At 41.9% G+C, this 25506-nt stretch carries 26 protein-coding genes and 1 riboswitch; of the genes, 8 read left to right on the top strand and 18 right to left on the bottom strand.

Annotated elements, in window-relative coordinates; genetic code table 11:
• Positions 1-110: 110 nt before the first annotated feature.
• Positions 111-479 (bottom strand): response regulator transcription factor, encoded by a 369-nt coding sequence (locus ABM313_RS11795; protein ID WP_434688204.1) that lies wholly within the window; start codon positions 477-479, stop codon positions 111-113.
• A gap of 428 nt (positions 480-907) precedes the next feature.
• Here ABM313_RS11795 and ABM313_RS11790 point away from each other — a divergent pair, with 428 nt between their 5' ends.
• Positions 908-1549: a response regulator gene (locus ABM313_RS11790; protein WP_434688202.1), complete on the top strand. Its 642-nt coding sequence runs from the start codon at positions 908-910 to the stop codon at positions 1547-1549.
• A gap of 64 nt (positions 1550-1613) precedes the next feature.
• Here the strand turns inward: ABM313_RS11790 and ABM313_RS11785 are convergent, their stop codons facing one another.
• The 4 genes from ABM313_RS11785 to ABM313_RS11770 form a co-directional block, all read right to left on the bottom strand.
• The gene (locus ABM313_RS11785) at positions 1614-2339 is read right to left on the bottom strand and encodes a response regulator (protein WP_434688200.1); all 726 of its coding nucleotides are present in this window, start codon (positions 2337-2339) and stop codon (positions 1614-1616) included.
• A 19-nt stretch (positions 2340-2358) separates the two neighbouring features.
• A complete protein-coding gene (locus tag ABM313_RS11780; RefSeq protein ID WP_434688199.1) occupies positions 2359-3369 on the bottom strand; it encodes a GGDEF domain-containing response regulator in 1011 nt (336 codons plus the stop codon).
• Positions 3356-3733, bottom strand: coding sequence for a response regulator (locus ABM313_RS11775; protein ID WP_434688197.1), 378 nt, complete (start codon positions 3731-3733; stop codon positions 3356-3358). The genes ABM313_RS11780 and ABM313_RS11775 overlap by 14 nt, the downstream gene beginning before the upstream one ends.
• A 78-nt stretch (positions 3734-3811) precedes the next feature.
• Complete coding sequence (locus ABM313_RS11770; protein WP_434688195.1) at positions 3812-4975, bottom strand: GuaB3 family IMP dehydrogenase-related protein; 1164 nt, start codon at positions 4973-4975, stop codon at positions 3812-3814.
• A 697-nt stretch (positions 4976-5672) separates the two neighbouring features.
• On the opposite strand from ABM313_RS11770, the gene ABM313_RS11765 reads away from it, so the two are divergent.
• Together ABM313_RS11765 and ABM313_RS11760 are read left to right on the top strand one after the other, a co-directional pair.
• Positions 5673-6620, top strand: coding sequence for a branched-chain amino acid ABC transporter permease (locus ABM313_RS11765; protein WP_434688194.1), 948 nt, complete (start codon positions 5673-5675; stop codon positions 6618-6620).
• A 48-nt stretch (positions 6621-6668) separates the two neighbouring features.
• On the top strand, positions 6669-7331 hold the full coding sequence (locus tag ABM313_RS11760; protein ID WP_434688192.1) for a L,D-transpeptidase family protein: 663 nt from the start codon (positions 6669-6671) through the stop codon (positions 7329-7331).
• A gap of 250 nt (positions 7332-7581) precedes the next feature.
• Here ABM313_RS11760 and ABM313_RS11755 read toward each other — a convergent pair whose 3' ends face one another.
• Positions 7582-8319, bottom strand: a complete 738-nt coding sequence (locus tag ABM313_RS11755) for an ankyrin repeat domain-containing protein (protein WP_434688190.1) — start codon at positions 8317-8319, stop codon at positions 7582-7584.
• Between the two features lie 35 nt (positions 8320-8354).
• Between ABM313_RS11755 and ABM313_RS11750 the strand changes: the two genes are divergently transcribed.
• Positions 8355-9131, top strand: a complete 777-nt coding sequence (locus ABM313_RS11750) for an ABC transporter ATP-binding protein (RefSeq protein WP_434688189.1) — start codon at positions 8355-8357, stop codon at positions 9129-9131.
• On the opposite strand, the gene ABM313_RS11745 is transcribed toward ABM313_RS11750, so the two are convergent.
• Together ABM313_RS11745 and ABM313_RS11740 are read right to left on the bottom strand one after the other, a co-directional pair.
• A complete protein-coding gene (locus ABM313_RS11745; protein WP_434688187.1) occupies positions 9128-9805 on the bottom strand; it encodes a DsbA family oxidoreductase in 678 nt (225 codons plus the stop codon). The two genes, ABM313_RS11750 and ABM313_RS11745, sit on opposite strands and share 4 nt — an antisense overlap.
• 220 nt (positions 9806-10025) lie before the next feature.
• Positions 10026-10562 carry a rhodanese-like domain-containing protein gene (locus tag ABM313_RS11740; protein WP_434688185.1) on the bottom strand — a complete coding sequence of 179 codons (537 nt, stop codon included), beginning with the start codon at positions 10560-10562 and terminating at the stop codon, positions 10026-10028.
• A 274-nt stretch (positions 10563-10836) separates the two neighbouring features.
• Between ABM313_RS11740 and ABM313_RS11735 the strand changes: the two genes are divergently transcribed.
• A complete protein-coding gene (locus ABM313_RS11735) occupies positions 10837-11256 on the top strand; it encodes a helix-turn-helix domain-containing protein (protein WP_281008228.1) in 420 nt (139 codons plus the stop codon).
• Between the two features lie 56 nt (positions 11257-11312).
• On the opposite strand, the gene ABM313_RS11730 is transcribed toward ABM313_RS11735, so the two are convergent.
• The 9 genes from ABM313_RS11730 to cbiE form a co-directional block, all read right to left on the bottom strand.
• Positions 11313-12161, bottom strand: coding sequence for a HEAT repeat domain-containing protein (locus ABM313_RS11730; protein ID WP_434688183.1), 849 nt, complete (start codon positions 12159-12161; stop codon positions 11313-11315).
• A gap of 233 nt (positions 12162-12394) precedes the next feature.
• The gene (locus tag ABM313_RS11725) at positions 12395-13210 is read right to left on the bottom strand and encodes a HEAT repeat domain-containing protein (RefSeq protein WP_434688182.1); all 816 of its coding nucleotides are present in this window, start codon (positions 13208-13210) and stop codon (positions 12395-12397) included.
• 118 nt (positions 13211-13328) lie between these two features.
• Positions 13329-13817: a phycocyanin subunit alpha gene (gene cpcA, locus ABM313_RS11720; RefSeq protein WP_281008231.1), complete on the bottom strand. Its 489-nt coding sequence runs from the start codon at positions 13815-13817 to the stop codon at positions 13329-13331.
• Positions 13818-13969: 152 nt separating this feature from the next.
• On the bottom strand, positions 13970-14488 hold the full coding sequence (locus tag ABM313_RS11715) for a phycocyanin subunit beta (protein WP_190576734.1): 519 nt from the start codon (positions 14486-14488) through the stop codon (positions 13970-13972).
• 569 nt (positions 14489-15057) lie between these two features.
• On the bottom strand, positions 15058-15306 hold the full coding sequence (locus tag ABM313_RS11710; RefSeq protein WP_434688447.1) for a hypothetical protein: 249 nt from the start codon (positions 15304-15306) through the stop codon (positions 15058-15060).
• Between the two features lie 5 nt (positions 15307-15311).
• Positions 15312-16058, bottom strand: a complete 747-nt coding sequence (locus tag ABM313_RS11705; protein WP_434688181.1) for a phycoerythrobilin:ferredoxin oxidoreductase — start codon at positions 16056-16058, stop codon at positions 15312-15314.
• Positions 16059-16784, bottom strand: coding sequence for a 15,16-dihydrobiliverdin:ferredoxin oxidoreductase (locus tag ABM313_RS11700; RefSeq protein ID WP_434688180.1), 726 nt, complete (start codon positions 16782-16784; stop codon positions 16059-16061).
• A gap of 294 nt (positions 16785-17078) precedes the next feature.
• The gene (gene glyQ, locus ABM313_RS11695) at positions 17079-17993 is read right to left on the bottom strand and encodes a glycine--tRNA ligase subunit alpha (RefSeq protein WP_434688446.1); all 915 of its coding nucleotides are present in this window, start codon (positions 17991-17993) and stop codon (positions 17079-17081) included.
• 203 nt (positions 17994-18196) lie between these two features.
• On the bottom strand, positions 18197-19414 hold the full coding sequence (gene cbiE / locus ABM313_RS11690; protein WP_434688179.1) for a precorrin-6y C5,15-methyltransferase (decarboxylating) subunit CbiE: 1218 nt from the start codon (positions 19412-19414) through the stop codon (positions 18197-18199).
• Between the two features lie 110 nt (positions 19415-19524).
• Positions 19525-19716: riboswitch (cobalamin riboswitch) on the top strand.
• A 23-nt stretch (positions 19717-19739) separates the two neighbouring features.
• On the opposite strand from cbiE, the gene ABM313_RS11685 reads away from it, so the two are divergent.
• From ABM313_RS11685 to cobG, 3 genes are all read left to right on the top strand, one after another.
• Entirely contained in the window at positions 19740-20414 is a 675-nt protein-coding gene (locus ABM313_RS11685) for a HupE/UreJ family protein (RefSeq protein ID WP_434688177.1), read from the top strand.
• Positions 20415-20546: 132 nt separating this feature from the next.
• Positions 20547-21587: a cobalamin biosynthesis protein CobW gene (gene cobW, locus ABM313_RS11680; protein ID WP_434688175.1), complete on the top strand. Its 1041-nt coding sequence runs from the start codon at positions 20547-20549 to the stop codon at positions 21585-21587.
• A 115-nt stretch (positions 21588-21702) separates the two neighbouring features.
• Complete coding sequence (cobG, locus tag ABM313_RS11675; RefSeq protein WP_434688174.1) at positions 21703-23202, top strand: precorrin-3B synthase; 1500 nt, start codon at positions 21703-21705, stop codon at positions 23200-23202.
• Between the two features lie 322 nt (positions 23203-23524).
• Here cobG and gyrB read toward each other — a convergent pair whose 3' ends face one another.
• Positions 23525-25459 carry a DNA topoisomerase (ATP-hydrolyzing) subunit B gene (gene gyrB, locus ABM313_RS11670; RefSeq protein WP_434688172.1) on the bottom strand — a complete coding sequence of 645 codons (1935 nt, stop codon included), beginning with the start codon at positions 25457-25459 and terminating at the stop codon, positions 23525-23527.
• Between the last annotated feature and the right edge of the window lie 47 nt (positions 25460-25506).

The raw sequence follows: 25506 nt of genomic DNA, 5'->3' as shown, positions 1-25506 counted from the left end.
ACTTTTCGTGGATTACATTTGAGCTTTGAGCATCACCTTTGAGTGTAGGGATACTGCGTAAGTCTTATCTTAATACGAAAAGATCGAAGGTAGGGTAGACAAGTCTCGCCCTACGATATTCTCAATAAAGTCTTTACTGTGTCCATCAATTCCTCTGGGAGGAAAGGCTTGCCAATATAAGCATTTGCCCCTTGCCGATATCCCCAATGGCGATCAGCTTTGGTAGATTTAGACGAGCATATGATGATGCTGATATTCTTCGTTTCAGGATTCTCTCTTAGTTTCCGACAAAGGTCATAGCCATTCATTTCAGGCATGACAATATCTAAAATTGCGAGATCAGGATGTAACAACTCAGCTTGGGAGATCGCTTCCACCCCATTCTTCGCAGTCACAACTTCAAACTGATTGCTTTGAAGTAAATTAGCCATCATTTCTCTCTGCGTTTTACTATCTTCAACAACAAGAATTTTGGACATCGGAGAAACCCTCTCAGTTCTACATTTTCATCCTAGAACTGAGGTGGAAATTACACATGAAGACTAAGTCCTGATTTTACTAGTACTTTAGTCCCAACCAAAACTAGGACTATCGCTACTTGTTCGTTACTATATAAACAGCTAATTTAAGATAATACCAATCTGCACAAATAAACCAAGAACTCAAGCTCTTGTCTAAAAGCTCAAGCCTGTTTCAGCAGACTGAAGAATACTTCTAATTAACCCGTTGAAACTGGTTTGCGCTTTTAACTCGTACTTGATCCCAAAACACAAAATGGCGTAGCCATTTTGTGTTTTGAAAACCCTTACTGGGTTTGGTTTGTAATCCACAAAAGTGTTGCCACACTTTCGTGAATTGGGATGAGTACTTGAGTGCAGAGCGATCGCCCAAAGCATAGGTAATTCCCATGAAAATCCGCATTTTACTTGTTGACGATCATGCATTTATTCGTCGCGCTCTGAAGATTTCTCTTGGCGATGAATCTTCTTTGGAAATTGTTGGAGAAGCCGAAAATGGAAATTTAGCGATCGCCCAAGTAGAGAACCTCCAGCCAGATGTTGTTCTCATGGATATCCAAATGCCACTTATGGATGGAGTGGAAGCAACTAAACAAATTTGCGATCGCTTCCCCGAAACAAAAGTCCTCATTCTCACCGTTGATGATACAGAAGAATATGTTTCACAAGCTTTGAAATATGGAGCATCAGGATATATCTTAAAGAATACGTCTCCCGAAGAATTATCATTTGCAATTCAGGCTGTCTATCGAGGCTATATGCACTTAGACTTAAACTTAGGTCGAAAGGTAATTGCCCGAATCCCTGAGATTGCGGAAGTATCTACAACTGATTGGGATAAGCTCACTCCTAGAGAGCAGCAAATAGTAAAATTAATCGCCACTGGCGCAAATAATGAGGAAATTGCTAATCAGCTTTACATATCCACAAGAACTGTCAAAAATCACATTACCAATATTTTGAGCCAGCTAAATTTACGAAACAGAACTCAGATTGCGATCTTAGTTACTTCGATTCTTAACTATTCGTAACTGATTGTAAATTCCATAGAGAGTTTTGGTGCTTTGCACCGAAACTCTCTATGGAATTTTGGTATTAAAGTTTGCTAGGAAGATTGGAATCAACTACCTTAATTCTCCCTGATTGAATAGCATCAAATACAGAGTGAATTTGGTAAACTTCTTGATCCGTTAAGCCTGAGTTCTCAAATAAAGAATTGAAAATCGCTTTACTAAAATATAAATAGCCTTTACGACTAATCATCCCTGTTTGCATAATGCGATGGACAACATCATCAAGGCTAATTGAATTAGTGGATGTGCCACGGGTTGTGTCTTCTGGTAATTTGAACTCTGATATTTGTGCATTGGGATCACCAAAACTGGGACTAGATAATCCAGAAACTGGGTGATTGGGAACTGTTGGCGTATTTAAAGGCTGTCCCTTATTAGGCAGACAACGATTAACGGCTGCTTTTAACATCTCAGGATCAAATGGCTTGGTAAGATAGTCATCAGCACCAATTTCCATACATTTCATGACGCTATCCATTTCCTCAATCGCTGAAATCATAATTACAGGAATATCCCGTAATCGTGCGTCTTTTTTCAAGTATTTGAGAACTGCATATCCATCAATTTCAGGCATCATGATGTCGAGTAAAATCAAATCATAGAGATTAGCCTGAATCATTGACAAAGCTTCGCGTCCATTAGCAGCCATTGATAAATTGAAATCTCTTCTATGCAAGCGTCTGGCAAGCATATCGCGATTTATTTCGTTATCATCGACGATCAATACTTGAAAACTTGGGATTCCCATTTTTACCACCCGTTTTTGATTATCCGTTTGTTGTCCATACTTTAACGCGATTTCTACCCTCGTGCTTTGCTTGATAAAGCGCTAAATCGGCTTCTTTAATTAGTTGTTGAGATGTGGAAATTTGGGTATGAGGGCTGATAGTTGTAAGTCCTAAACTAGCCGTAACATAGGAGTTTATTTGAGAAGAACTATGACTTATATGAAGATTTTCAATAGCAAAACGAATTTGGTTTGCACAAAACTCTGCTCCTGGTGCATCAGTGTCAGGTAAGATTACTGCAAACTCTTCACCTCCATACCTTGCTAATGTGTCTCTTGGACGCTTGATAGCCCGTGAAGCAGCGATCGCCACCTGACATAGACAGTCATCTCCCGCTAGATGCCCATAGGTATCATTATATTTCTTAAAATAGTCTATATCAAATAATATGAGTGAGAGACATTTCTTTTCTCTATGCGCTGCATTCCATTCTCTTTCTAGAACTGTATCAAAGTAGCGGCGGTTAGCAATGCCGGTCAATCCATCACGATGGGACAAGGCTTCCAACTCATTTTTAACAACTTCTAGCTCGTGATAAGCAATTGCTAGTTCCTTATAAGCGGCTTCTAGTTTTTGATTATTTAAGACTTCGCGATCATGTAATATTTTCTTCTCTAAACAGGCACTTACTCTGGCTTTAAGCAGAACTCGATCATAAGGCTTGATTAAATAATCTTCCGCCCCCTTTTGAATACAAGCCAACATCATTTCTTTTTCATCTAATGCAGAAATAATAATTACAGGAATTACGCGCCATTGATAATTTTCTTTAAGATGATTCAGCATTTCTAAACCATTCATTACTGGCATCATCATATCCAGCAGGATCAAATCAATCGGCTGTGTGGCAACTATTTCTAGTCCGATTTGACCACTTTCCGCCAAAGTTATATTTGCATATCCTAAATTCTTTAAGTGACGACAAAGAATTTCGCGATTCATTTGATCATCATCAACAATTAATAAATTAGATTCATTAGGTTCTGGCATATATTTTCAATAAATTTTCAATTTTCCCCAATAACCTTGCAAATTCAATCGGCTTAGTGTCGTAATCATCACAACCTGCTTCGATGCCTCTTTCGCGATCGCCTACCATCGCATGGGCTGAACAACCAATAATTGGAATATTTTGAGTTGCAGTTATTTGCTTCAAGCGCTTTGTTGCTTCCCATCCATCCAGAATCGGCAGACTCATATCCATCACAATTAAATCGGGGAGTTCAGTTTCGGCAATTTTGACACCCAATTCGCCATCAGTAGCAGCGATAACTTCAAACCCCCGACGCATTAATCTTCGCGATAGCATATCGCGATTCATTTCATTATCTTCTACCAGCAAAATTTTTGGCATATTAGGTTTTTTGATAATACCTAAATTATATTAATCTGCTAAATAATAAAAGGCTCGCTTTGCGAGCCTTTTATTATTTTATTTACCCATTCCAAGCTGTTGTGCTTTTTGGTAAACTTTGCCCTCGGTTAAAAGTGAAGGCGCAATGACTACTTCAACCTGTTGCATTTCTCGGATTGTCCCTGCTCCTAATGTGCCCATGCTGGTTTTGAGTGCGCCCAAAAGGTTATGTGTTCCGTCATCTAGTCCCGCAGGACCGCGCAAAATTTGCTCTAGGGAGCCTGTTGTGCCAACACGAATACGGGTTCCGCGAGGTAGGACTGGGCTAGGTGTTGCCATTCCCCAGTGAAAGCCACGACCAGGAGCTTCTTTAGCTCTAGCAAATGGTGAGCCGATCATTACGGCATCAGCGCCACAGGCGATCAATTTACAGATGTCACCGCCTGTAATCAAGCCGCCATCGGCAATGATTGGCACGTATTTGCCAGTTTCTTTAAAAAAGTCTTCACGGGCGGCAGCACAGTCAGCAACGGCTGTGGCTTGAGGAATGCCCACCCCAAGTACACCTCTAGATGTACAGGCAGCTCCAGGTCCGATGCCAACGAGTACACCTGCGGCTCCTGCTCTTAAAAGTTCGAGGGTGACATCATAAGTAACGCAATTACCCATGAGTACGGGGATCGGCATTTCTTTGCAGAATTTTGCAAGGTCGAGGGAGACAAGTCCTTCGGCGGCGATGTGAGTGGTGGAAACTACTGTGGATTGCAAAAAGAAGAGGTCACAACCAGCTTCGGCAGCGATCGCACCATATTTAAAGGCATTTACAGGAATGCTGCTAGCACAGGCAATACCACCTTTTTCTTTGATTTCACGGATGCGTTTTTGGATAAGTTCAGGCTTTACGGGTTCGGCATAAAGCTCTTGCATAAGTGAGACAAACTCAGTCACACCCACAGAGGCAATTTTTTCTAAGATTGGTGTGGGATTGTCATATCGAGTTTGGATACCGTCAAGGTTGATGACACCCAATGCACCTAAATCTGAAAGTTTAACTGCCATACCAACATCGACAACCCCATCCATTGCACTAGCAATGATCGGAATTTCGCGACGAATTCCCCCAACTTCCCAAAATGTATCGGCAACGTTGGGATCGAGGGTTTTCCCTCCTGGTACTAATGCAATTTCGTCGATGCCATAGGCTCTGCGTGCAGTTTTACCGCGCCCAATTTGAATGTCCACTGTTTGTACTCTCTAGAATTTGATAGTGAAAAAGGTGTGCGTAAAAATCTTGCGTTAAAGATTTACGTTAAGGGTTGGTATTTGTTGATGGAGTAGTTTTAATTTGTCGATGACTATTAAAACTACAAAACTTAGGTGAGATTGACTTTGAGCTTTTTAGATTAGCCTAGGCTAGCTTAAAAAACACTACTCTCGAGACGGCGATCGCATGATGCTCGTAGCTTGAGATTAGACAATTTTGCAAAAATTCTTAATAATCTCTTAAGACCTTGCTGCTTATTGACTAATGATAACTAATTAATGCAATGGTTTAAATCTAAGGTTGCTTTTTTAAAGCGATTATCACTGTGAACATTAGGTTTATCAAAAGTCTGCTACGCATTGCGATGTCACTCAAAATTAGATTCAAAGACTTGTGCAGACTGCTACGCAGAGCTTTGAATTTTATATAATTGTGCCTACTTACTGATCAGACTTATCAAAAAAATTGCATTGTTTGGTTCTTCGGAAAAATTAAGAACCAAAATAGTAATGGCGGCGTAATGGCGGCGCAAAGCGCCGCCATTACTCTTGCAGCGCTTCGCGCTGCACCACTATTGCTTGAGTTTGAATATCTACACAAGAATTACTATATTTTTGCGGTACTTTTTAAAGGGATAGCAAAGCTAGCCTTGAAACAACAATCTGAATCTAAACGATGGCTGAATTTTTTAATACCTATGGCTTCTTGATTGTCTCAGCAGTTTTTGGGGCAATTCTAGGAATTTCCGTTTATTTGCCATTAATGGCAGGACAGTTGTCATTGGCAACACCAGGATTTTATGCCTTAGGTGGTTATATAGCCGCGATCGCCTCTACCAAGATGTTAACAACTGCTACAGGTACTGTGCCAGTTTGGTGGGTATTGCTGGAAATGTTAGCGGCGGGTGTGATATCTGGACTAGTAGCGGTAATTTTAGGAATCCCTGTATTACGATTGCGAGGAATTTATTTGGCGATCGCGACCATTGCTTTTGTAGAGATTCTGCGAGTTGTTGCGCTTAATCTCGATATTACAGGCGGTGCAGTTGGTATTTTTGGGATTCCACAGCCGTTTCAGTCACCTTTGGAATATCTTTGGATAGCTTTGCCTTTGCTAGGCTTGAGTATGGCTTTTATGTATCGCCTAGAAAAGATTCGGGTGGGACGAGCGTTGATTGCCATTCGTGAAGATGAGTTAGCTGCCGATTCGATGGGTATTAATCCCACTTATTACAAGGTATTAGCCTTCGTCTTAGCGGCGATTTTGGCGGGCATGGTGGGAGCAGTAAGCGCTCATTTTTTGAATACATGGAATGCTCGTCAGGGAACCTTTGATGCCAGTATTATTTTCTTAGCTTTTGTTTTAATTGGTGGTTCGCGCACATTTTGGGGACCAGTAGTCGGGGGGATTTTGCTAACGGCTTTGCCTGAAGTGCTGCGGGGGCTTTCCAGTGTTAATGGTGTGCCTCTATGGTTGGGACAATTTCTTAAGGATGGACGCTTAATTATTTTTGGGGTTTTGATTGTGGTTGGAACAATTTTTTATCCTAAAGGGATCATTACTCCAGAGTTTCTAAAATGGTGTAACCAGACTACACAAAAAGTATTTGCCAAAACTAAATAGTTGAAAAAATTGCGAAGCAATTTTTTCAACTTAGATGCTGGAGTCAATATGTCGCCACAAAAAACAGATGATCGCCGATCGCTAAAATCGCTAAAAATCTTGATTTATCTGACTTTGATTGCGAGTTCATTAGGAATTTATGCGATCGCTAATCCTAATCTTGCTAACCATTTGCCATGCTTTACCGACTGTGCCGCGAGAGCCGCCAATGAGTTACTTAACAAAGACAAAAAGATTGCGGATTTAATTAATCTCAAAAAGCTCGATAAAAAGGCGATCGAGATCGTCGTAGAAAAATCTCAATATAAGCTGACGGTTTATTATCAAAAAAAGCCAATGAAGTCCTATGCGATCGTTTTGGGTGGCAATCCCAAGGATGACAAATTAAGGCAAGGGGACAAGCGCACACCAGAGGGAATATTTCATATCAAAGATCTTTATTACCATTCGGAATGGTCAAAGTTTATTTTGTTGGACTATCCCACTCAAGATTCTTGGCGCAAATTTTCGCAGGCGAAGATTAGAGGCGAAGTAACTGCAAAGGATGGCATTGGTGGCGAGATTGGCATTCATGGGGTGGAGAAGGGGCAAGATTGGTTAATTGATCGCAAAATCAATTGGACGTTGGGCTGTGTCTCTTTGAAAAATAAGGATGTTGATGAAATTTATCCCTTACTACAGCGCGGTACAGCTATTAAAATTTTGCATTAGAATTACAGCTTAATTAAAGAGAAATTTTTGAAAGCGACGCTTCGCGTCGCTTTCAAAAATTTCTCTTTATAGTGATAGTGTGAAGCGGCGCGAAGCGCCGCCTCACACTATCTGGGTTTTATGTCCTGATACAGGTGGCTATAGCTATATAACAACTCACGAAAGAGTGGTAACACTTTTAGAAATTAAAAACCAAACCCAGTAGGGGTTTTAAAAACACAAAATGGCTACGCCATTTTGTGTTTTGGTATTATTTTGCGCCTGCTTTCTTTATCAAGTTGACCACATCAAGATGGTTGTTTTGAATGGCGATCGCTAATGGTGTTGTCCTACCAAACGACTTGGCGTTAATATCGGCTCCATGCTCAATCAAAAGACTGACAATTTTGGTATATCCATACCCTGCCGCATCATAGAGTGGGGTTGCACCTGCAACATAACGATTAGGATTTGCACCTTTGTTTAGTAGGAGTTGAACCACCTCAACCTGATTTTTGACGATAGCTGCATCTAGAGCCGTAAATCCTTCGTCAGACATAATATTGACATCAGCTCCTTTTTCTAAAAGTAACTTGGCGATTTCAAGATTTCCTTCTCTTGATGCTTCTATCAGAGGGTATCCTACAATCCAACTTCCTCCATTAACATTTGCCCCATAAGCTAACAAAAGTTTCACAATCTCCATATGATTATTTGCAGACGCAATCATTAAAGCTGTCTCACCATTTTGTTCTTGAGCATTTGGGTCGGCTTTACAAGATAGAGCTTTTTGGGCGGCAACAAGATTTCCTGTTCTCACTGCTTTTAGCAAGATCGTATTTTGGTTAGTCTTTCTTATTTTCTTTAGTTTGAGTGTAGGTGAGTTATGGGGTGGATCAATTTCAATTAGGGCAGAAGATGCCTCTACGATTTTTGGTAGAAAAGTTGTCGCGATCGCTAATCCTGTTAATGTCAAAAAGATTAACTTAAGAGGGTTTAATGTATTCATAGGACAGCATCAAATATGGTAGCTTTACAAATTTTATGAACGTAGGTCAATCAACTCTAGGTGTACAGCAAGTAACTCGCCGATTTGGGGGCTTAGTGGCAGTAAATGAGGTGTCCTTTGATGTACAGGAAAATGAAATCTTTGGTGTGATTGGACCCAATGGAGCAGGTAAAACGACTCTGTTTAATACTATTACAGGACTAATTGCTCCTAGTAGTGGCAAGGTTCTCTACGCTGGTCAAGAAATTACTAATCGCCGTCCCTATCAAATCGCGAAATTTGGAATTGCCCGCACATTTCAGAATATCCGTTTATTTGGTGAACTTTCGGCGCTAGAAAATGTAGCGATCGCTCGACATCTCAGAACTACTACAGGGATTTGGAATGGAGTTTTAGGTCTACCACCAACTCATAAAGAAGAAAAGCAAACCTACGATCGAGCCTTAGAACTATTGGAACTGGTGGGACTAAGTGATCGTGCTGGTGTCAAAGCCAAAAACTTCTCCTATGGTGATCAGCGTCGGCTGGAGATTGCTCGTGCCCTTGCCCTGCAACCAAAGTTATTACTTTTAGATGAACCTGCCGCAGGGATGAATCCCAACGAAAAAGGACAACTCAGTGATTTTATCCGCAGTTTGCGCGATCGCTTTGCCCTAACAATTTTGTTGATTGAGCATCATGTTCCCCTAGTTATGGGACTTTGCGATCGCATTGCCGTATTAGATTTTGGACAGCTAATTGCGATCGGCAAACCTGAAATTGTCAAAAGCGATCGGGCTGTGATTGAGGCTTATCTTGGTGATGAAGGTTAACACCAAGAATGCTCACTAGCAGGGTTGTGGAGTAACTCACGAATATTTGCTTCGATTACTCGATAACCAACATTGCCATTGAGTCTTTGCCTGCCTTCATTAAAAATGAGAGTAGGACTGACGGTGACATTATGCTCTTTCACTAATTCCATATCTTTAAATAGACTGGCATAGGCTTCACCACTATCAATAATGGATTGAATTGCTTTTTTCGGTAATTTGAGTTTTTTGGCAATTTCAAACTGGATATGGCGATCGCTGATGTTGGCAAGTTGGGTAAAAAAGGCTTCGCGAAATGCCCAAGTTGTCTTTTCTAGTACCTTGTCAGATTTCGGCACGAACCCTTTCTCTTCTAGCAATTGCACCGCACGCAGAAATAAATGTGCCGACAGTGAAGAAGCAGGAATCTCTTGAGTCCAAACATCAGGGTGAACAGATATATGTTCAAACTTACTTGCAGTCTCTTTAACATGATTGCTATAACCTGTTAATCCTCCACGATCGCGCCATCCCTTCTCTAATTTTTCATGGGCATTTCCAAATACGGAAACAAAGTGATACTCAATTTCAATATTGTCAGGGAAGGCGAGCTTTAGTTCTTCTAAACGAATTTGAGCAATGTAAGCCCAAATACAAAGAACATCTGAGAAATAGAAAATACGAATTGGTTTCATAATGTTTATTTTGACATGATCTAATACTGATCCCCGAAAGTGTGGCAACACTTTTGGGGATTAAAAAACAAACTCAGTAAGGGTTTTCAGAGCACAAAATGGCTACGCCATTTTGTGCTCTGGTATAAAAGGGTTGCGAAGTAAGCCTTTTAAAAAAAATTATGATGGTTTGTCTAATCGATAAATGCTGTAGGATTGGCATCTCGAATTCCCACCCGTCCTAACGGTTATAAGGAAGTTTTGCTAAGAGCTGACCCATCGCACAGGTATTGCTAACCCCTGCGAAGACTAAACCACAGCCGACAAATCCACTCAATAGTAGGAACCAAGGAGATACAAATGCGCCTAATCCAGTTCCGATCACTACTAGAAAACCTGCTACAATCTGCACTTGGCGAAATAGACTAATCGGGGCATTTGGGGATTTATTTGTCTTGAGTCCCGCAGCTTTCCAACTTGCTAGCCCCCCTTTGAGTTGGGAAATATTATGAAATCCATAATTTAGTAGTTTTTGAGAAGCCTTAGAGGAACGCATTCCTGACTGACAACAGAGAACTAGAGGCTGATCTCCAAATTGTGCGACTTGATCTGCCTCAAAAGTTGACAGGGGAAGGGAAATGGAACCTGTAATATGCTCCCCTGCGTACTCACTGGATTCGCGGACATCTAGTAAAATGACTTGCTGTAAATTTAGCTTCTGGTTGAGTTCTAGTGCCCCAATTTCCGTTAGTTGAGATAGATTTGATTGTGCAGTCATAGTAATTATAAGTCGAATTCTTTAATTGACTATATCACTATATAGCAATATTTTAACAAAAATATTTTTTTACATAAACTCAAAAGATAAGTGGCGGCGCTTTGCGCCGCCACTTATCTTTTGAGTTTATGTTTGCACTGCTATAAATAAAGAGCTTTAGCCTCTTGTTTACTCTTCCAGTAAAGGTGATCGCTATAATTGGTATAAAATCATTCAGTGATGTTAGATTAATTTCCTTTCTCAAAAATCTAACAAAAATTGTTGATATTAAAAAATGCCACCAAGGTTACAAGTCAAAAACGAAGATTGCTCACCGCTAGGGCTATACGTTCTTCAATATCTAGAAGAACAAGACATTAGTATGAACCATCTTGCCGAGTTGGCTGGTGTGCCACAACCAAGACTACGTGGTGCTTGCTTTAAAGGAACTTGTCCTACGCCTGAAACATTGCGAAAACTAGCCAAAATCATGGGCAAGCATCATTTAGAGCTGTATACCTTGGCTTATCAAGGCAGGATTGAGCAGGTTCCTGAAGATGTGGATGATAACTTGCTGGATATTTTGATTAGGCAAATGCTAGAAACGGCGAGAGAGCTTAATTTAGCCATGCCCAAGGTTCAGCCTTCTAAAGCAAAAATCCGTAAAGCCTTAATGGAGCTGGGTTTTAGAGAAAAACGTGAGGAAATTCCTTGAGGATTACTGTCGTAATAGCAAAACAGAAAATGGCGTAGCCATTTTCTGTTTTGCTATTAATTATTTGTCTCGGTGATTGCTGCTGCTAATTGCTGAAACCGACGTGGATCACCTTCGCTGCCAGAATTAATGCGCTCTTGTCGCTTAATTTCATAAAGTTGATTGAGAATATCTTGCCAATCATTAGAAGTAAGTGGCGATTTTTTCTCTTCAGTCTCTTTTATTTCTATGGACTTATGAAAACTATCAGATTTAAGTTGTTGAATTTTTTGCTGAAGCTTTTGTTGCGCTAGCCAAACCCGCCCCCGAATGGCGAGAACCTCATCATTGCAAGACATCAAATTGAATTGCGTTTGAATTTCCGCTAGCCAAATAGGATGGGCATCAGCAATCGCGATCGCCAAGGATTGCAAGCCCACCACTGATGCATAGCGCACCACCCATTCTTCATCCTGTTGCGCTACAAATAATAAGGCATCCAAGGCTTCTTCTTGAGCGATCTCCCTTAGCTCATCAGGAAACCAATGCCATTTCATTGTACCTAAACCCTTAACGGCGGCGCGACGTACACTCATCGCAAAGTCCGCAGTTGCCACTCCAAGCAAAGTTACCAGCCCCCTTGGATCTCCAATCCCTGCTAAAGCTCGAATAGCCCATGCGCGTGCTGTGTAATTATGCATATCTAGGAGTTCGAGCAAAGGCGGTACAGCCGCACTTCCCAGTAAAATTAATCCGTCTACAGATGCAACTGCGGCTCCTGGATTGTTATAACTTAGCGCCTCAATCAATATGGGAATAGCACCTTCTAAACGAGCTGCCGCCAGATTTTGTACTGCTTCGAGCAATAGTTTGGAAGAATCTGCTTCTTCTACAGCTTGGATAAGTTGGGAAAGGCGATCAGTCATATAGATAGGTTAGAGAAGCTCTTTGCGCTCCTCTACTCTACAATAAATCATCCATCAGTACCAAAACTCTAATTGCATCATACAGCTATTGCCAATCAAACGAACCAAGAATAAATTTGAAAGCGTTGCGAAGCAACGCTTTCAAATTTATTCTTGGTTCGGGCTTGAACACAAAGCGCTGTAAAAATAAATAAAAATAAATAAATAAAAGGGTCGCATGGCGACCCTTTTATTTATAACAACTCATCCATCAATGCCATCACTCTAATTGCTCCATCCGTCAAATCGGGTGGAGTCGCCAGAACTATTTGTTTTTCTAACAAACCTTTAAGAGAAATTAACTTAAGACTATTTTCTGCCATCGTATTACCGATCGCTTCTGCTGCTGATAAATAACCGATCGCCCCCAAGTCCGAAAGAACTGTACGCCGTAGTTGCAAGTCATCATTAGCAAGAGCCGCAACTAAGCGATCGCCATATTGATCGGCAACCGCAGGCTCCGAAAGCTGATACATCGCTCTAGCCGCAGCATATTGTACTTTAGGAATCGGATGATCTAAAAATGGCAAAATGTGCGGAATCGCTTTGACTGCCCTTAAAGTTCCCAATGCTTCGAGAAATGCATCGTAAGGATGTTCTGGTTCTGAGTCGGCACTAGCTTCAGAGTTAGGATTTTTGATTAACTCAATTAGGTAAGGTATGCAGGAATCATCACCCAACATTTCTAACGATTGAGCTACAGCTTCACGTACATAAAAGTCTTCGCATTCCAAAGATTTGATTAATGCAGGTACAGCACGACGATCTCCTAATTTCCCTAACGCTCTCGCTGCATTGCGTCGTAATGGATAGCCACCAGCTTCAGTGCGATCGGCTTCGTCAGCTAAAGCTGCAATTAAAAGATCGATCGCTTCTGGTACATTCACCCGAAACCGCCCCAACCACCAAGCCGCATAAACTCGTAATCCTAAGTCTTCACTTTGAAGATTCGCGATCGCCTGTTCAATGGTTAATAAATTATCGTCGGGAATACCAGTTTCTTCGTTCATAATTTTAATGTGACCTTGTACTACATAAGCATAAAAGGCAGCGCTTTACGCCGCCTTTTATGCTTGGCTTGAAAACAAAAAGCACCCCATTGGGGTGCTTTTTGTTTCTTAGAAAAAATTAGCTAAGTGCATTGATTGCATAGTCGATGTAGGAGTTTGCTTCAACAGCAGAGTCTCCAGACAAACCATGGTTAGCCTTAACATACTTAAGAGCTTCAACGTACCAGCTAGGAGAAAGATCAAAGGTGCGGTTGATTTCAGCAATACCAGCAACCAAGTAATCATCCATTGGACCTGTACCACCAACTACACAGCAGTATGTAACCATACGGATGTAGTAGCCGATGTCACGTACACACTTGTCTTTACCAGTTTGGGTAGAAGCGTAGTTAGCACCAGTCATGGAGGTGGTGTAAGGGAACTTGCTGTATACAGCGTTAGCTGCGCCAGAAGCCAAAGAATCAGCCTTTTCGCTCAAAGCCTTAGCAGCAGCTAGACCAGAGGTAGCTTGACGGAAACGACCAAAAGCAACTTGAACTTCGGTAGAGCTGAGGAAACGACCTTGAGAATCGGCGGCGGATACTGCTTCGGTTAAAGGGGTTTTCATTGTGAGATGTTCTCCAAAATAATCTTGTTAAGGTAAATGCGATCTGATGAAAGATTCATTAATTCAGTCAGAACCAATGGAATGAAATCAAAAAATTAAATTATTCAGTCTTTAGTCCAGCCTATACAAGGTCTAGACTAAGCAACTAAAAACTAAGCAACAGCAGCAGCAGCCTTGTCGAAGTAGCTACCGATTTCACTCATAAGAGCGGAACAATCGCCACGGGTTACGCCGTTAGGATCGTTAGCAATTGCGATTGCTGCATCCTTCATCTTGCCGATACCTACAGCAACGGAAGAACCAGGAGTACCGAGAGCCAAATAGGTTTCTCTCAAACCATTGAGGCAACGATCTTCCAAGATGCTTGCATCGCCAGAGTAGATAGCGTAGGTAACATAGCGCAAAACGATTTCCATGTCGCGCAAGCAAGCTGCCATACGACGGCTGGTGTATGCATTTCCACCAGGAGCGATCAAAGCAGGTTGTTCAGCGAACAAAGCACGAGCAGCATTAGCTACGATTGCAGAAGAGTTGCTGGTGATGCGGTTTACAGCGTCCAAACGCTTGCTGCCATCAGCAACCATTGCGTTAAGAGCATCAATTTGAGAAGCACTGATATAAGCGCCTCTGGAATCAGCTTGGGATACTACCTTTGCAAATGCGTCGTACATAATACTGTTATCTCCAGTTATTGAGTAATTATCTTTTATTTTTTAGACAGTTAACAATCTGAAACTAAACTATTGCAGTTCTTTAATTGTTAGCAGCTATCTTAATTGTTTCTGATTTTCTCTTTCGAGAAATTTAGAAAAACTTTATTTTTATAAATAGCTAGTTTATTGAACCTAGAAATATAAATGATAGGCAAATGACTGCTGTTCATGTATTTCATTGGTTTAATTTCTAACCTATTTGTTTATACTATGTCGTTGGATCATTTTTTATTACAGATTGTCACAATTTATAACGGCTTGTTTCGAGATCCCTTTTTTTAGGCTACTTATTGCCATTGATCCCACGTAAAAAGGCGTTTCTAGCTATGACAGAGTCACCTTTTTCGTTCTTGTTTTAAAATTTGCTGTATTTTCAGAAACAATTGCTGGATCTGCATGGAGTAGGCGCAAGAGCAGATTTTCGATCAAAAGACATAAAAAGCCTCGCGAAGCGAGGCTTTTTATGTCTTGGTTTTTAAAATTCTGTAGTTTATACCGAACTCAAGTTAAGTATAGCTCTCTTAAACTTAGAGAGCCTTTTTCAGGCGATCGCAAAGTGTCTTAACTACCTTAATCCGTGCAAATTTCTTATCATTTGCTTCAATTATGTACCAAGGTTCAAACTCAGTTCCCGTGCGTTCGATCATCTCGTTAGCAGCTAGTTCATCGTCATTCCATTCTGTCAGATTGCAAAAATTTTCATCGGTAATTTTATAGTGCTTATAGGGAGTTCCCTGTCTCAATTGGAATCTTTGCAACTGCTCGTCAGCATCAATACAGACTAGACTTGTTCCAATTTGCGCTCTAGGTCAAACAAAAATCCATGAATATACTCTTCTGTCCACTCAGATCCATAGAAACGATTAAACATGCCCCTAGCAGGATCTTTTTCTGCTCGATATCGTAAATATCTGAGTTGAGCCTCTTTAATTTCGGCTAACTTCTGTGGATCTGTTACAGGCTCAGCGCGATCGCAAAAATCTAGATAAGCCTGAAGGTAATCTTTGAAAGCATTAAATACATGGGTTTGCACCACTTCATCCTCTTTGGGGCGAGTCCAGAGAAACGCAGGGGAAAAAAATTGGCTTGCTTCTTCAGGGAAATCACCACCCCAAGTTAGATGCTTTTGATAAGACGCAAAGATCGGTAGGATCGGCTTTGTGTATTTGTCCTGATAGTCAGGATCATCACGAAATAATGGCTGCATATCCAGTGCAATCAAATGCCCCCCAGGAAGTGTCACCAGATCGCCCCCAAAAAATGGCAAGTCATATTGCAAATGCGGAAAAATCACAAAGTTTAAAACTTGAAGTGAGCTTCCGCCCTGCACATGAGCTGCCCGAATTTGTCGTAGCTTCGATGACTGATAGCCATGACTAGTGGTCAAAACTTCGTTCTGATGGCTGCCCTTGCCCACGATCGCTGATTTCGACTCGAAGCCTTCGGGGATTGGATAAGAATGTAAATCTGGCAATCGCTCTTTTAAATAGGCGATCGCATGATCTAAAAAAGGTTGATATAGAGTCATTTAAGCGGTCACTGCTAGGGGCTTGGCATCTTCAAACAAAAATTCATACAAAAACTTTTCAGACCATTCATGACCAAAGTAACTACTGAAAAGTCCAGAGGCAGGATCGCGATCGGCGCTGTATTGGTCATAGTCTTTCTGGGCTTTAACAATTCGCTGAATATCTGACTGATCTACTAGAGGTTGCGCATCGTCAAGCATTGTCCAATAGAGATGCAAATAATCCTTGAATGCTTCCAGCACTCTAGTTCTCACAGTTTCAGGATCGGTCTTTGCAAACAATAAATATTTGGAGAAATATTGATTAGCATCGTAAAACTTCATTTCCAGATTTTGGGCTAAGTCTGGATACTTGTCATGCAAAGTTTTGAGCGGATAAATGTATTTTTCTAAATAGCCCCGATCTTGAAATAATGGCTGAAAATCCATCACAATCAAATTCTTGACTGATCCAAAAGACAAGAAATCAATCCCCAGTAATGGCAAGTCATAGTTATGACTAGGATAAATGACACTATTAAAAATTTGAGCGCTTGCACCTGCATCAATGTATGTATAGCGAATTTTCCGAAGTTCTGGACATTGGTAGCACCAACTGCGAATCGTTGCAGGGTTACGACCGCGATCGCTGACACAAGACTCTAAACCTGCTGGTATCAAACGGCTTTGCAAGTCAAACCTTTGAAATAGAGACTGTTCTAGGTAGTCAAGAAAAGGTTTATACATGAATTTTATGAACAACTACAAATTTGTAAAAATCATTTTTAAAGTCTTAATCCATGACAATACGAGATCAGTTCTTTATCCAAGGTGGATATGAGAAACTAGTTAATAATCCTTAACAAAAGCAGCTACAGCAACGTAAAAACATAAACCCCAAATAAATGAAGGCGAAGCTTTGCTCCGCTTTCATTTATTTGGGGTTTGAATTGCTATAGCAGTACTTAATAAAAAAGCCAGCCTATGGCTGACTTTATTTATTAAAAAGCAAAGATAATAGCGGCGCTATTATCTTTGGTGTTAGGTTGAGACTGCTAACTCAGCACCTAAAGGAAATCCTAATGCTTCCCTTTGGGCGTAATAAAGTTTGGCAACTTGGCGAGCTAAATTACGAATACGTCCGATATAGCGCACCCGCTCAGTCACCGAAATTACACCTCTCGCATCCAGCAAGTTAAAGGAATGCGAACATTTCAACACGTAGTCAAAGGCTGGTAAAACTAGTTCAGATTCTAATAAATGTCCTGCCTCCTTTTCGTATTGCAAAAACAATTGGAACAGTAAGTCAGAATCCTGTGGCTTGCCGCCAAAGTTACCGAAGTTGTAGCCGCTATGCTCGACTTCACCTTGGTGATGCACCTGTCCATACTTAATGTCGCCTAGCGTTGGATGCGATCGCCACACAATGTCGTATACCGAGTCCACCCCTTGCAAGTACATAACTAGACGCTCTAGCCCATAGGTGATTTCCGCAGAAACGGGACGACAGTCTAAGCCGCCAACCTGCTGAAAATAAGTAAACTGGGTGACTTCCATTCCATCTAGCCACACTTCCCAACCGACACCCCACGCACCGAGGGTCGGTGATTCCCAATCATCTTCAACAAAACGTACATCATGATCGGCGGGATCAATGCCCAAATGTTTGAGGCTATTGAGATATAGATCCAGCACATCATCGGGTGATGGCTTGAGAATTACCTGAAATTGATAGTAATGTTGTAAGCGATTCGGATTTTGTCCATAGCGCCCATCGGTGGGACGACGGCATGGCTCGACATAGGCGACGCTCCAAGGCTCAGGACCGATCGCTCTCAAGAAAGTATGTGGACTCATTGTGCCAGCACCTTTCTCGGTGTCGTAGGGTTGAGCAATCAGACATCCGCGATCGCTCCAATATTTTTGCAACGCCAAAATAACCGACTGAAAATCCATGCTGTACAGGGCAATAACACTAGTGTTTTTTATCCTATCAGCGATCGCACCGTAAATCTTCCCAACCCTAATCAATAAATTACTGAAAGTGTTGCAAAGTAACACTTTCAGTAATTTATTGGTTTGCTTGACTAAAAAATTATCAACCTAAAGAGTATTAAGGCAGCGTTTTGCGCCGCCTCAATACTCTTTATAAAATTTGGTCAGGTCTTAATTATTTCCCATTGAGTAACAGGACGCATCGGTTTCCAGCCTAGAAAAGAACCGATCGCCTCGGCACGACTAATCGAGATTTGCGTAAGCGTACCGCCATATTTCTGTTGCCATTGAAATAATTTTTGTTCTCCCTCAAGGGTAACCACGTTAGCAACTAAGCGTCCATGCGATCGCAAATTTTGCCAGCAAGTCTCGAATAAATCTGGAACAGTCGCACCACCACCGATAAAGATCGCGTCAGGGGTGGGTAAACCCTGCAAAACTTCGGGAGCTTTGCCTTCGATAATTTTGAGGTTAGGAGTACCGAGAGCGATCGCATTTTCAGCGATGAAGTGGGTACGGGACTTTTCGATGGCGATCGCTTGACAACGAGGATGACTTCGCATCCATTCAATGCCAATGGAACCGCAACCAGCACCCACATCCCAAAGTAATTCGCCAGCATTGGGTGCAAGGGTAGATAGGGTAATTGCTCTGACCTCGCGTTTAGTTAATTGTCCATCATGACAAAAAGCATCATCGGGAAGTCCTACCATCCGCGATAGAATTTTCGCTTCAGGATTGGGAATACATTCCACAGCGATCGCATTGAGATCGGCAAATTCAGGAAAGCTTTGAAATTGATTGGCAACAGTAGAAATAATCCGTTCTTTATTTCCGTTGAGATGTTCTAAGACCGTAATTTTGCTATTGCTAAAATTGCGACCGCACAAAATCTTTGCCACAATCTGCGGTGTTTCTTTTCCCGAACTCAGAATTAACAGTTTAGCATTTGGATAAATATAAGACTGGAAAAGTGAAGCTGGACGACCGCATAGGCTCAGGGTTTCTACTTCATTCAATGACCATCCTAATCGCGCACAAATCAAGCTAAAAGTAGAAAGTGAGGGAATAATTGCAATTTCTTCAATGGGAATTCTCTTTAATAAAGTTGTGCCAATCCCAAACCAAAGGGGATCGCCACTAGCTAGGACACATACCGATTTACCACGCAAATTAATAATTTGCTGAATGGTTGACTCAATCGGCGATGCCCAAACTATGCGTGATCGCTGATCTTCTGGCAATTCTGGCAACACCGCTAAATGGCGATCACCGCCCACTAAAATTTCAGCAGTATCAATTAGCGATCGGGCTGCTGAGCTTAATACCTCTAAACTATCCTCACCTATACCAATAATCTTTAGCCATTTTTCACTGGTCATCGACAAAATTTATAAATCTATTAAGTATTTTTTCGCAAGGCAGTCAAATTATTGTAAAGTCAAAGACTGTTCTAGTTTTAACGGGGAACAGCCGTTAACAGATGTAATTGTTTCTATGACTCGATTCTAAGCTTCGTAGCCCAAAATTCTTTTCAAAGATACAAAATGCAAATGGGGAAAGTTTGGTGAAAGTCCAACGCTGTACCGCAACTGTAAAGGATACCTCAGTAATATCGTTTTCCGAAGGAAAACGATATTACTATTCCCAAAGTCAGGATGCCCGCTAGAGCTAGTTTAATTTGTCCATATCTGCGAGTTACAGAGTATGAATTTATCTAAGATTTTCGCTTCAGTTCAATCTAAAGCATTAGCGATCGCCTTTGCTTTTAGTCTCTTAGTATTTGCTAGCCCTGCATCAGCACATCATGCCATGGGTGGCGGAATGCCCAGCAATTTTTTTGAAGGCTTTATGTCAGGCTTGGCACACCCAGTGATTGGTGTTGATCACCTTGCCTTTATTGTTGCTGTCGGTTTGTTTGCAGCGCTTAAGCCTCAAGGTGTTTTTATTCCTTTATCCTTTGTTTTGTCGGCAATGCTTGGCACGGGAATTCACTTGCTAGGTGTATCTCTGCCAGTAGTTGAACTCATTGTTTCAGCATCGATTTTGCTATTTGGGATTTTGATGGCAATGAAGAATAGTCCTAACTTGCTCGTCATGGTTGCTCTGTCGGCAGTAGCGGGACTATTTCATGGTTATGCCTACGGTGAAGCGATCTTCGGAGCACAAACTACCGCTTTAGTGGCTTATTTAGTAGGCTTTACCACGATTCAATTAGTGATTTCGAGTGTAGCTTTCTTTGTTGGTCAGAAAGTCCTCAAGGGTGACTTTTCTCAAGTATCGCCTAGCCTCAAGTCAGCAGGTTTAGTAATTTGTGGATTCGGTGCAGCATTTTTCGCATCTAATCTTTCTTCTCTGATTCTCCCAGTGCCAAAGGGTTAAATCATTTTTCAAATTAGAGGCAATTCATGAATTGCCTCTAATTTGATTTTTCTAGCAATAACCGATGGCTTCGACTTCGCTCAGCCATCGGTTATCAGCAATATGGGCTTTTAAAGTTTTTTAGAGAAAATTATGGCAGCGAAAATACCTGTAACTGTTATTACTGGCTTTTTGGGCAGTGGTAAAACTACGCTCATTCGGGAGCAGTTACAAAATAACCAAGGTCGGCGGATTGCCGTACTGGTGAATGAATTTGGTGAGATCGGCATTGATGGAGACTTACTGCGTTCTTGTCGTGTTTGCGATGAAGATGGCACAGAGGTTACGCCCAATATTGTGGAATTAACCAATGGCTGTCTTTGCTGCACGGTGCAAGAGGAATTTTTGCCAACGATGCAAGAGTTGTTAAAAAGACGCGATCGCATTGATTGCATTCTCATCGAAACCTCTGGTTTAGCCTTACCTAAACCCTTAATTCAAGCCTTCCGTTGGCAAGAGATTCGCAATGGCGCGACGGTTGACGGTGTGATTGCTGTAGTTGATTGCGAGGCAGTGGCTAGTGGCAAATTGGTAGGCGATCTTGATGCGCTCAATGCTCAGCGTCAAGAAGATCCTAATCTCGATCATGAAACTCCCATTGAAGAATTGTTTGAAGATCAGTTAGCCTGTGCGGATTTGGTCTTATTGACAAAAACGGATTTAGTGGATGTTGAAGCTCAAAACAGAGTCCATTCATGGCTTAAGCAAGAATTGCGCGATGGCGTTAAAGTGATCGCTTGCGATGAAGGCAAAATTAGTTCGGAGATTCTATTGGGCTTTAATGCGGCGGTTGAGGATAATCTCGATGCGCGTCCGAGTCATCATGATCATGAAGAAGAACATGAGCATGATGATGATATCAATTCGATTAATATCGTGACCGATCGCGCCTTTGATCCGACTCAGTTATTAACATCGCTAAAACAAGCGATCGCCGATCAGGAAATCTATCGCATTAAGGGCTTTGTAAATGTCCCAAACAAGCCGATGCGAATGGTGTTACAAGGCGTAGGCGATCGCCTTGAGACTTCCTATGATCGTCTATGGGCTAGTGATGAAACTCGCCAAACCCGTTTGGTATTTATCGGTCAGGCTTTAGAGCGATCGCAAATTGAAGCAGCTTTAAGGCTCTAATTTATTACTAAACAATCCTCAGATCTCCGACTTTTTCTACGTATGCAATGATTATCTTTGCTTACGTAGAAAAAGTCGGAGATCTTATACCTCTACATTTTTTCTGAAATAAAAATTGCAATCTACTACAGCTATTTGTCCCAGTCTATTTAATGCCACCACCGCTCAAGATGGCATTCTTTCGCGTATCCGTTTACCTGCGGGATTAATTACTTCTACGCAATGCGAAGTTCTCACAGAGGTCGTTAATAAATTTGGTAATGGTGAAATCCAAATTACTAATCGCGCTAATCTGCAAATCCGCACCAGTCAGGCTCTAACCGAGGAAGCACTTCTAGATCTGCAAGATTATGGACTTGCTTCTAGTAACGAAAGCACTGATGGCTTGCGGAATATGATGGCTAGTCCTAGTGCGGGGATCGATGCTCACGCCACAATCAATACAATTCCATTAGTTAAAGCATGGAATTTCTATTTATTACAACATCCTGAATTAGCCATCCTCTCGAATAAATTTAGTATTTGCTTTGATGGTGGCGAAGCGATTAGAGTTAGCGATCGCCCCAATGATATTTGTTTGGTAGCGGTTGAAGTTGATCAAGAGATTTATTTTGATTTGCTTTTAGGATTAGGCGATCGCGGGGATTCGCCAGCACCAGTCGGGGTGTTAATCCCTCAAAATCAAGTCTTAGAAGTTCTTGCGGCGCTAACAGAAGTTTATCGGCAATATACAGAGCAAAAGCTAGAGCAGAAGATATATTCGCGATCGCGTCCTCCTAGATTACGAGAATTACTGCATGATTGGGGTGTGGAAAAGTATCTTGATCTAGTTGAAGAGAAACTAAGATCCCCCCTTCCCCCCTTAAAAAGGGGGGCTTTGGACAACTTAAACAATAAAAATAAAGTCCCCCTTTTTAAGGGGGATGCCGAAGGCAGGGGGATCACACCTCTAAACGAAGCAATAAGTTCCCACTTAGAGAGAGAGTCTTTTCAACATTTGGGAATTCATCCTCAAAAGCAATCGGGACTGTTCTATATTGGTGTCGTTGTTCCATTGGGAAGGTTAACTTCGCAGCAACTCACTGGTCTAAATAATCTTGCGAAACAATATGGTGGTGGGGCTTTGCGGTTAACGCCTTGGCAAAATCTCCTGATTACGGATATTGCGGAAGCTGTTCTTGAGCAGGTAACGCAGGAGATCTTGAATTTAGGACTGTTTATTTCAGCTCATCATCCCTATGCCGCGATCGCCGCTTGTTCTGGGTATAAAGGTTGTAAATCAGCACATACAGATACGCAAGCTGATGCTAAGCAAGTAGCCGCTTATTTAGAAAACTGCGTCCAACTCGATCACCCAATTAATATACATTTTTCTGGCTGTGAAAAGTCTTGCGCTCAGCATCATCCCAGTGATATTGCTGTGGTTGGAATTGGCGGAACTAATACAGAGACTTATAGAGTTTATGTAGGTGATGGTGATTCTAATTTTGGTAGAGAAATCTATACAGAATATGATGCTAAAAGTGTACCTGCTCTAATCGAACAGTTATTACAGAAATATCAAAATCAGCGTCGAGATTCTACACAAACTTTTAGGGAATTTGTCAATAACTGATGTTACGTGGAACTTAGATGATGAATCTCTTGTTGCTAGCACGACAGGGCAACCACGGGGGGATTGCCCCTACTCCAATAATTTAACGTGAGTTCGATATCGCCATTTGCGGCGTGCTTCGCACGCCGCAAATGGCGAAAAATGGTAAGAATCGCTTAGCGATTCTTACCATTTTTCGCTTTCGTCGAACTGACGTTAATTTAGATTTTTGTAGGGGCTGTGCCCCTGTGCCAGCCCTAGACTTAGATGATTGTAGGAATTCTATCCACGTAACATCAGTCAATAAATAAAAAAAGGCGGCGTAGTGCGCCGCCTTTTTTGTTTAGATATCGAGATCCGCAAGTCCTAATTTGGAACCATAGGTTTCAATAAACTCGCGGCGCGGCGCAACTTTATCGCCCATCAAAATTGTGAAGATGCGATCGGCTTCGGCAGCATCTTCGATGGTGAGACGCTTAAGCGATCGCGTGGCAGGGTTCATCGTCGTTTCCCATAGCTGTTGAGGCATCATTTCGCCCAAACCTTTAAAGCGCTGAATGTTATAGTTCGCATTGGGAGGGAAGGAATCAATTAATTTTTGTAAATCATTATCGGTGTAGCAATATTGAGCATTTTTACCACGCTCTACTTTGTATAGTGGAGGGCAACCAATATAAATAAATCCGCGATCAAGCAATTCTCTCTGATAGCGATAGAAGAACGTTAGTAGTAAAGTCCGAATGTGTGCTCCATCAACGTCCGCATCAGCAAGGAGAATGATTTTGTGGTAGCGCAGTTGGGACTCATTAAAGTCTTCGCCTTTAATTCCCAACCCGCAACCTGTAATCAGAGCTTGAATTTCATTGTTTTTATAAATCTTGCTGTCATCGGCTCTCTCGATGTTGAGAACTTTACCGCGCAATGGAAGAATTGCCTGATAGTGGCGATCTCGTCCCTGTTTGGCTGAGCCGCCTGCGGAATCTCCCTCAACGATGAAGATTTCGGATTCTTTGGGATCGCGAGAACTACAATCGGCAAGCTTTCCAGGTAAGGTCGAAGACTCTAAGGCAGATTTACGGCGGACTAGCTCACGGGCGCGACGAGCGGCTTCTGCAGCATTAAAGGCTTGTAGTGCTTTCTCAATAATCGAAGTTGCCACCGCAGGATGAAACTCAAGATATTCATTGAGAACTTCACCAACGAAGGAATCAACGATACCTCTGACTTCAGTATTGCCTAGTTTAGTTTTAGTTTGACCTTCAAATTCTGGATCACCAACTTTGACCGAAATCACCGCCGTTAAACCTTCACGGACGTTTTCCCCAGCCAGATTTGAGTCGCCATCTTTGAGCTTTTTCAGCTTACGTGCTGTAGCATTCATTGTGCGGGTCAAAACCGTTTTTAGACCCTCAAGGTGTGTCCCACCATCAATGGTGCGGATGTTATTCGCAAAACCGAGAACATTATCGTTGTAGGAGTCAATACACCATTGCAAAGCGACTTCCACCACCACATTATCGCGTTCACCATTTACATAGATAATGTCGGGGTGAATTGGTTCCTTGTCACGGGTCATGTAGGCGACGTATTCGCGAATACCACCTTCATAACAATAGATATCGGTGCGAAGTTCTGCACCACGGCGATCGCAATATTCGATTTTTACGCCAGCATTAAGATATGCAAGTTCTTTGAGGCGGCTGGCGAGAACGTCGTAATCAAATTCAGTCTGGGTGGTAAAGATTTGTGGATCAGGCTTGAAACGTACCTGTGTACCGCGCCTTGGTTCCTTACTCTTGCTAGGGATGAGATCGCTAACAGGAAAGCCGCGTTCATATCTTTGGGTATAGACTGTATCCAAGCGCCATACCGATACTTCTACCCATTCAGATAGGGCGTTAACTACGGAAATACCAACGCCGTGCAGACCGCCTGATACTTTGTAACCACCATCGCCGAATTTACCGCCAGCGTGAAGAACAGTTAATACAGTTTCGAGAGCCGATTTACCAGTTTTGGGGTGGATATCAATGGGAATGCCGCGCCCATTGTCGGAGACTTGTACAGAGCCGTCGGGTAGCAGCTCAACTAAAATGCGATCACAGTGTCCTGCCAGTGCTTCGTCTACGCTGTTGTCAACGACCTCAAAAACGAGGTGATGTAATCCTTTTGGACCCGTTGTGCCAATGTACATCCCAGGTCGTTTACGAACTGCTTCTAGACCCTCAAGTACTTGGATCTGATTGGCATTGTAAGTTTCTGTAACGATCTCAGGCATGAAGGTAAACAACTCCAGAAATTATTTCGCTTGCAAGATGGCTATGA

This window comes from Pseudanabaena minima str. Chao 2107, from assembly GCF_051131155.1.
Taxonomy (GTDB): Bacteria; Cyanobacteriota; Cyanobacteriia; order Pseudanabaenales; family Pseudanabaenaceae; genus Pseudanabaena; species Pseudanabaena minima.
The sequence above is the reverse complement of the archived record's forward strand: the minus strand, read 5'-3'. Positions and strand labels throughout refer to the sequence as shown.

Coding starts and splice junctions, on each gene's coding strand:
- ABM313_RS11745 (WP_434688187.1), bottom strand. CDS start 9,805: ATGAAACCAATTCGTATTTTCTATTTCTCAGATGTTCTTTGTATTTGG.
- cbiE (WP_434688179.1), bottom strand. CDS start 19,414: ATGACCAGTGAAAAATGGCTAAAGATTATTGGTATAGGTGAGGATAGT.
- ABM313_RS11740 (WP_434688185.1), bottom strand. CDS start 10,562: ATGACTGCACAATCAAATCTATCTCAACTAACGGAAATTGGGGCACTA.
- ABM313_RS11755 (WP_434688190.1), bottom strand. CDS start 8,319: ATGAATACATTAAACCCTCTTAAGTTAATCTTTTTGACATTAACAGGA.
- cobW (WP_434688175.1), top strand. CDS start 20,547: ATGGCAGCGAAAATACCTGTAACTGTTATTACTGGCTTTTTGGGCAGT.
- ABM313_RS11700 (WP_434688180.1), bottom strand. CDS start 16,784: ATGTATAAACCTTTTCTTGACTACCTAGAACAGTCTCTATTTCAAAGG.
- cpcA (WP_281008231.1), bottom strand. CDS start 13,817: ATGAAAACCCCTTTAACCGAAGCAGTATCCGCCGCCGATTCTCAAGGT.
- ABM313_RS11705 (WP_434688181.1), bottom strand. CDS start 16,058: ATGACTCTATATCAACCTTTTTTAGATCATGCGATCGCCTATTTAAAA.
- ABM313_RS11715 (WP_190576734.1), bottom strand. CDS start 14,488: ATGTACGACGCATTTGCAAAGGTAGTATCCCAAGCTGATTCCAGAGGC.
- ABM313_RS11750 (WP_434688189.1), top strand. CDS start 8,355: ATGAACGTAGGTCAATCAACTCTAGGTGTACAGCAAGTAACTCGCCGA.
- ABM313_RS11780 (WP_434688199.1), bottom strand. CDS start 3,369: ATGCCAGAACCTAATGAATCTAATTTATTAATTGTTGATGATGATCAA.
- ABM313_RS11735 (WP_281008228.1), top strand. CDS start 10,837: ATGCCACCAAGGTTACAAGTCAAAAACGAAGATTGCTCACCGCTAGGG.
- ABM313_RS11795 (WP_434688204.1), bottom strand. CDS start 479: ATGTCCAAAATTCTTGTTGTTGAAGATAGTAAAACGCAGAGAGAAATG.
- ABM313_RS11725 (WP_434688182.1), bottom strand. CDS start 13,210: ATGAACGAAGAAACTGGTATTCCCGACGATAATTTATTAACCATTGAA.
- ABM313_RS11785 (WP_434688200.1), bottom strand. CDS start 2,339: ATGGGAATCCCAAGTTTTCAAGTATTGATCGTCGATGATAACGAAATA.
- ABM313_RS11730 (WP_434688183.1), bottom strand. CDS start 12,161: ATGACTGATCGCCTTTCCCAACTTATCCAAGCTGTAGAAGAAGCAGAT.
- ABM313_RS11760 (WP_434688192.1), top strand. CDS start 6,669: ATGTCGCCACAAAAAACAGATGATCGCCGATCGCTAAAATCGCTAAAA.
- ABM313_RS11790 (WP_434688202.1), top strand. CDS start 908: ATGAAAATCCGCATTTTACTTGTTGACGATCATGCATTTATTCGTCGC.
- ABM313_RS11765 (WP_434688194.1), top strand. CDS start 5,673: ATGGCTGAATTTTTTAATACCTATGGCTTCTTGATTGTCTCAGCAGTT.
- glyQ (WP_434688446.1), bottom strand. CDS start 17,993: ATGGATTTTCAGTCGGTTATTTTGGCGTTGCAAAAATATTGGAGCGAT.
- ABM313_RS11775 (WP_434688197.1), bottom strand. CDS start 3,733: ATGCCAAAAATTTTGCTGGTAGAAGATAATGAAATGAATCGCGATATG.
- gyrB (WP_434688172.1), bottom strand. CDS start 25,459: ATGCCTGAGATCGTTACAGAAACTTACAATGCCAATCAGATCCAAGTA.
- ABM313_RS11685 (WP_434688177.1), top strand. CDS start 19,740: ATGAATTTATCTAAGATTTTCGCTTCAGTTCAATCTAAAGCATTAGCG.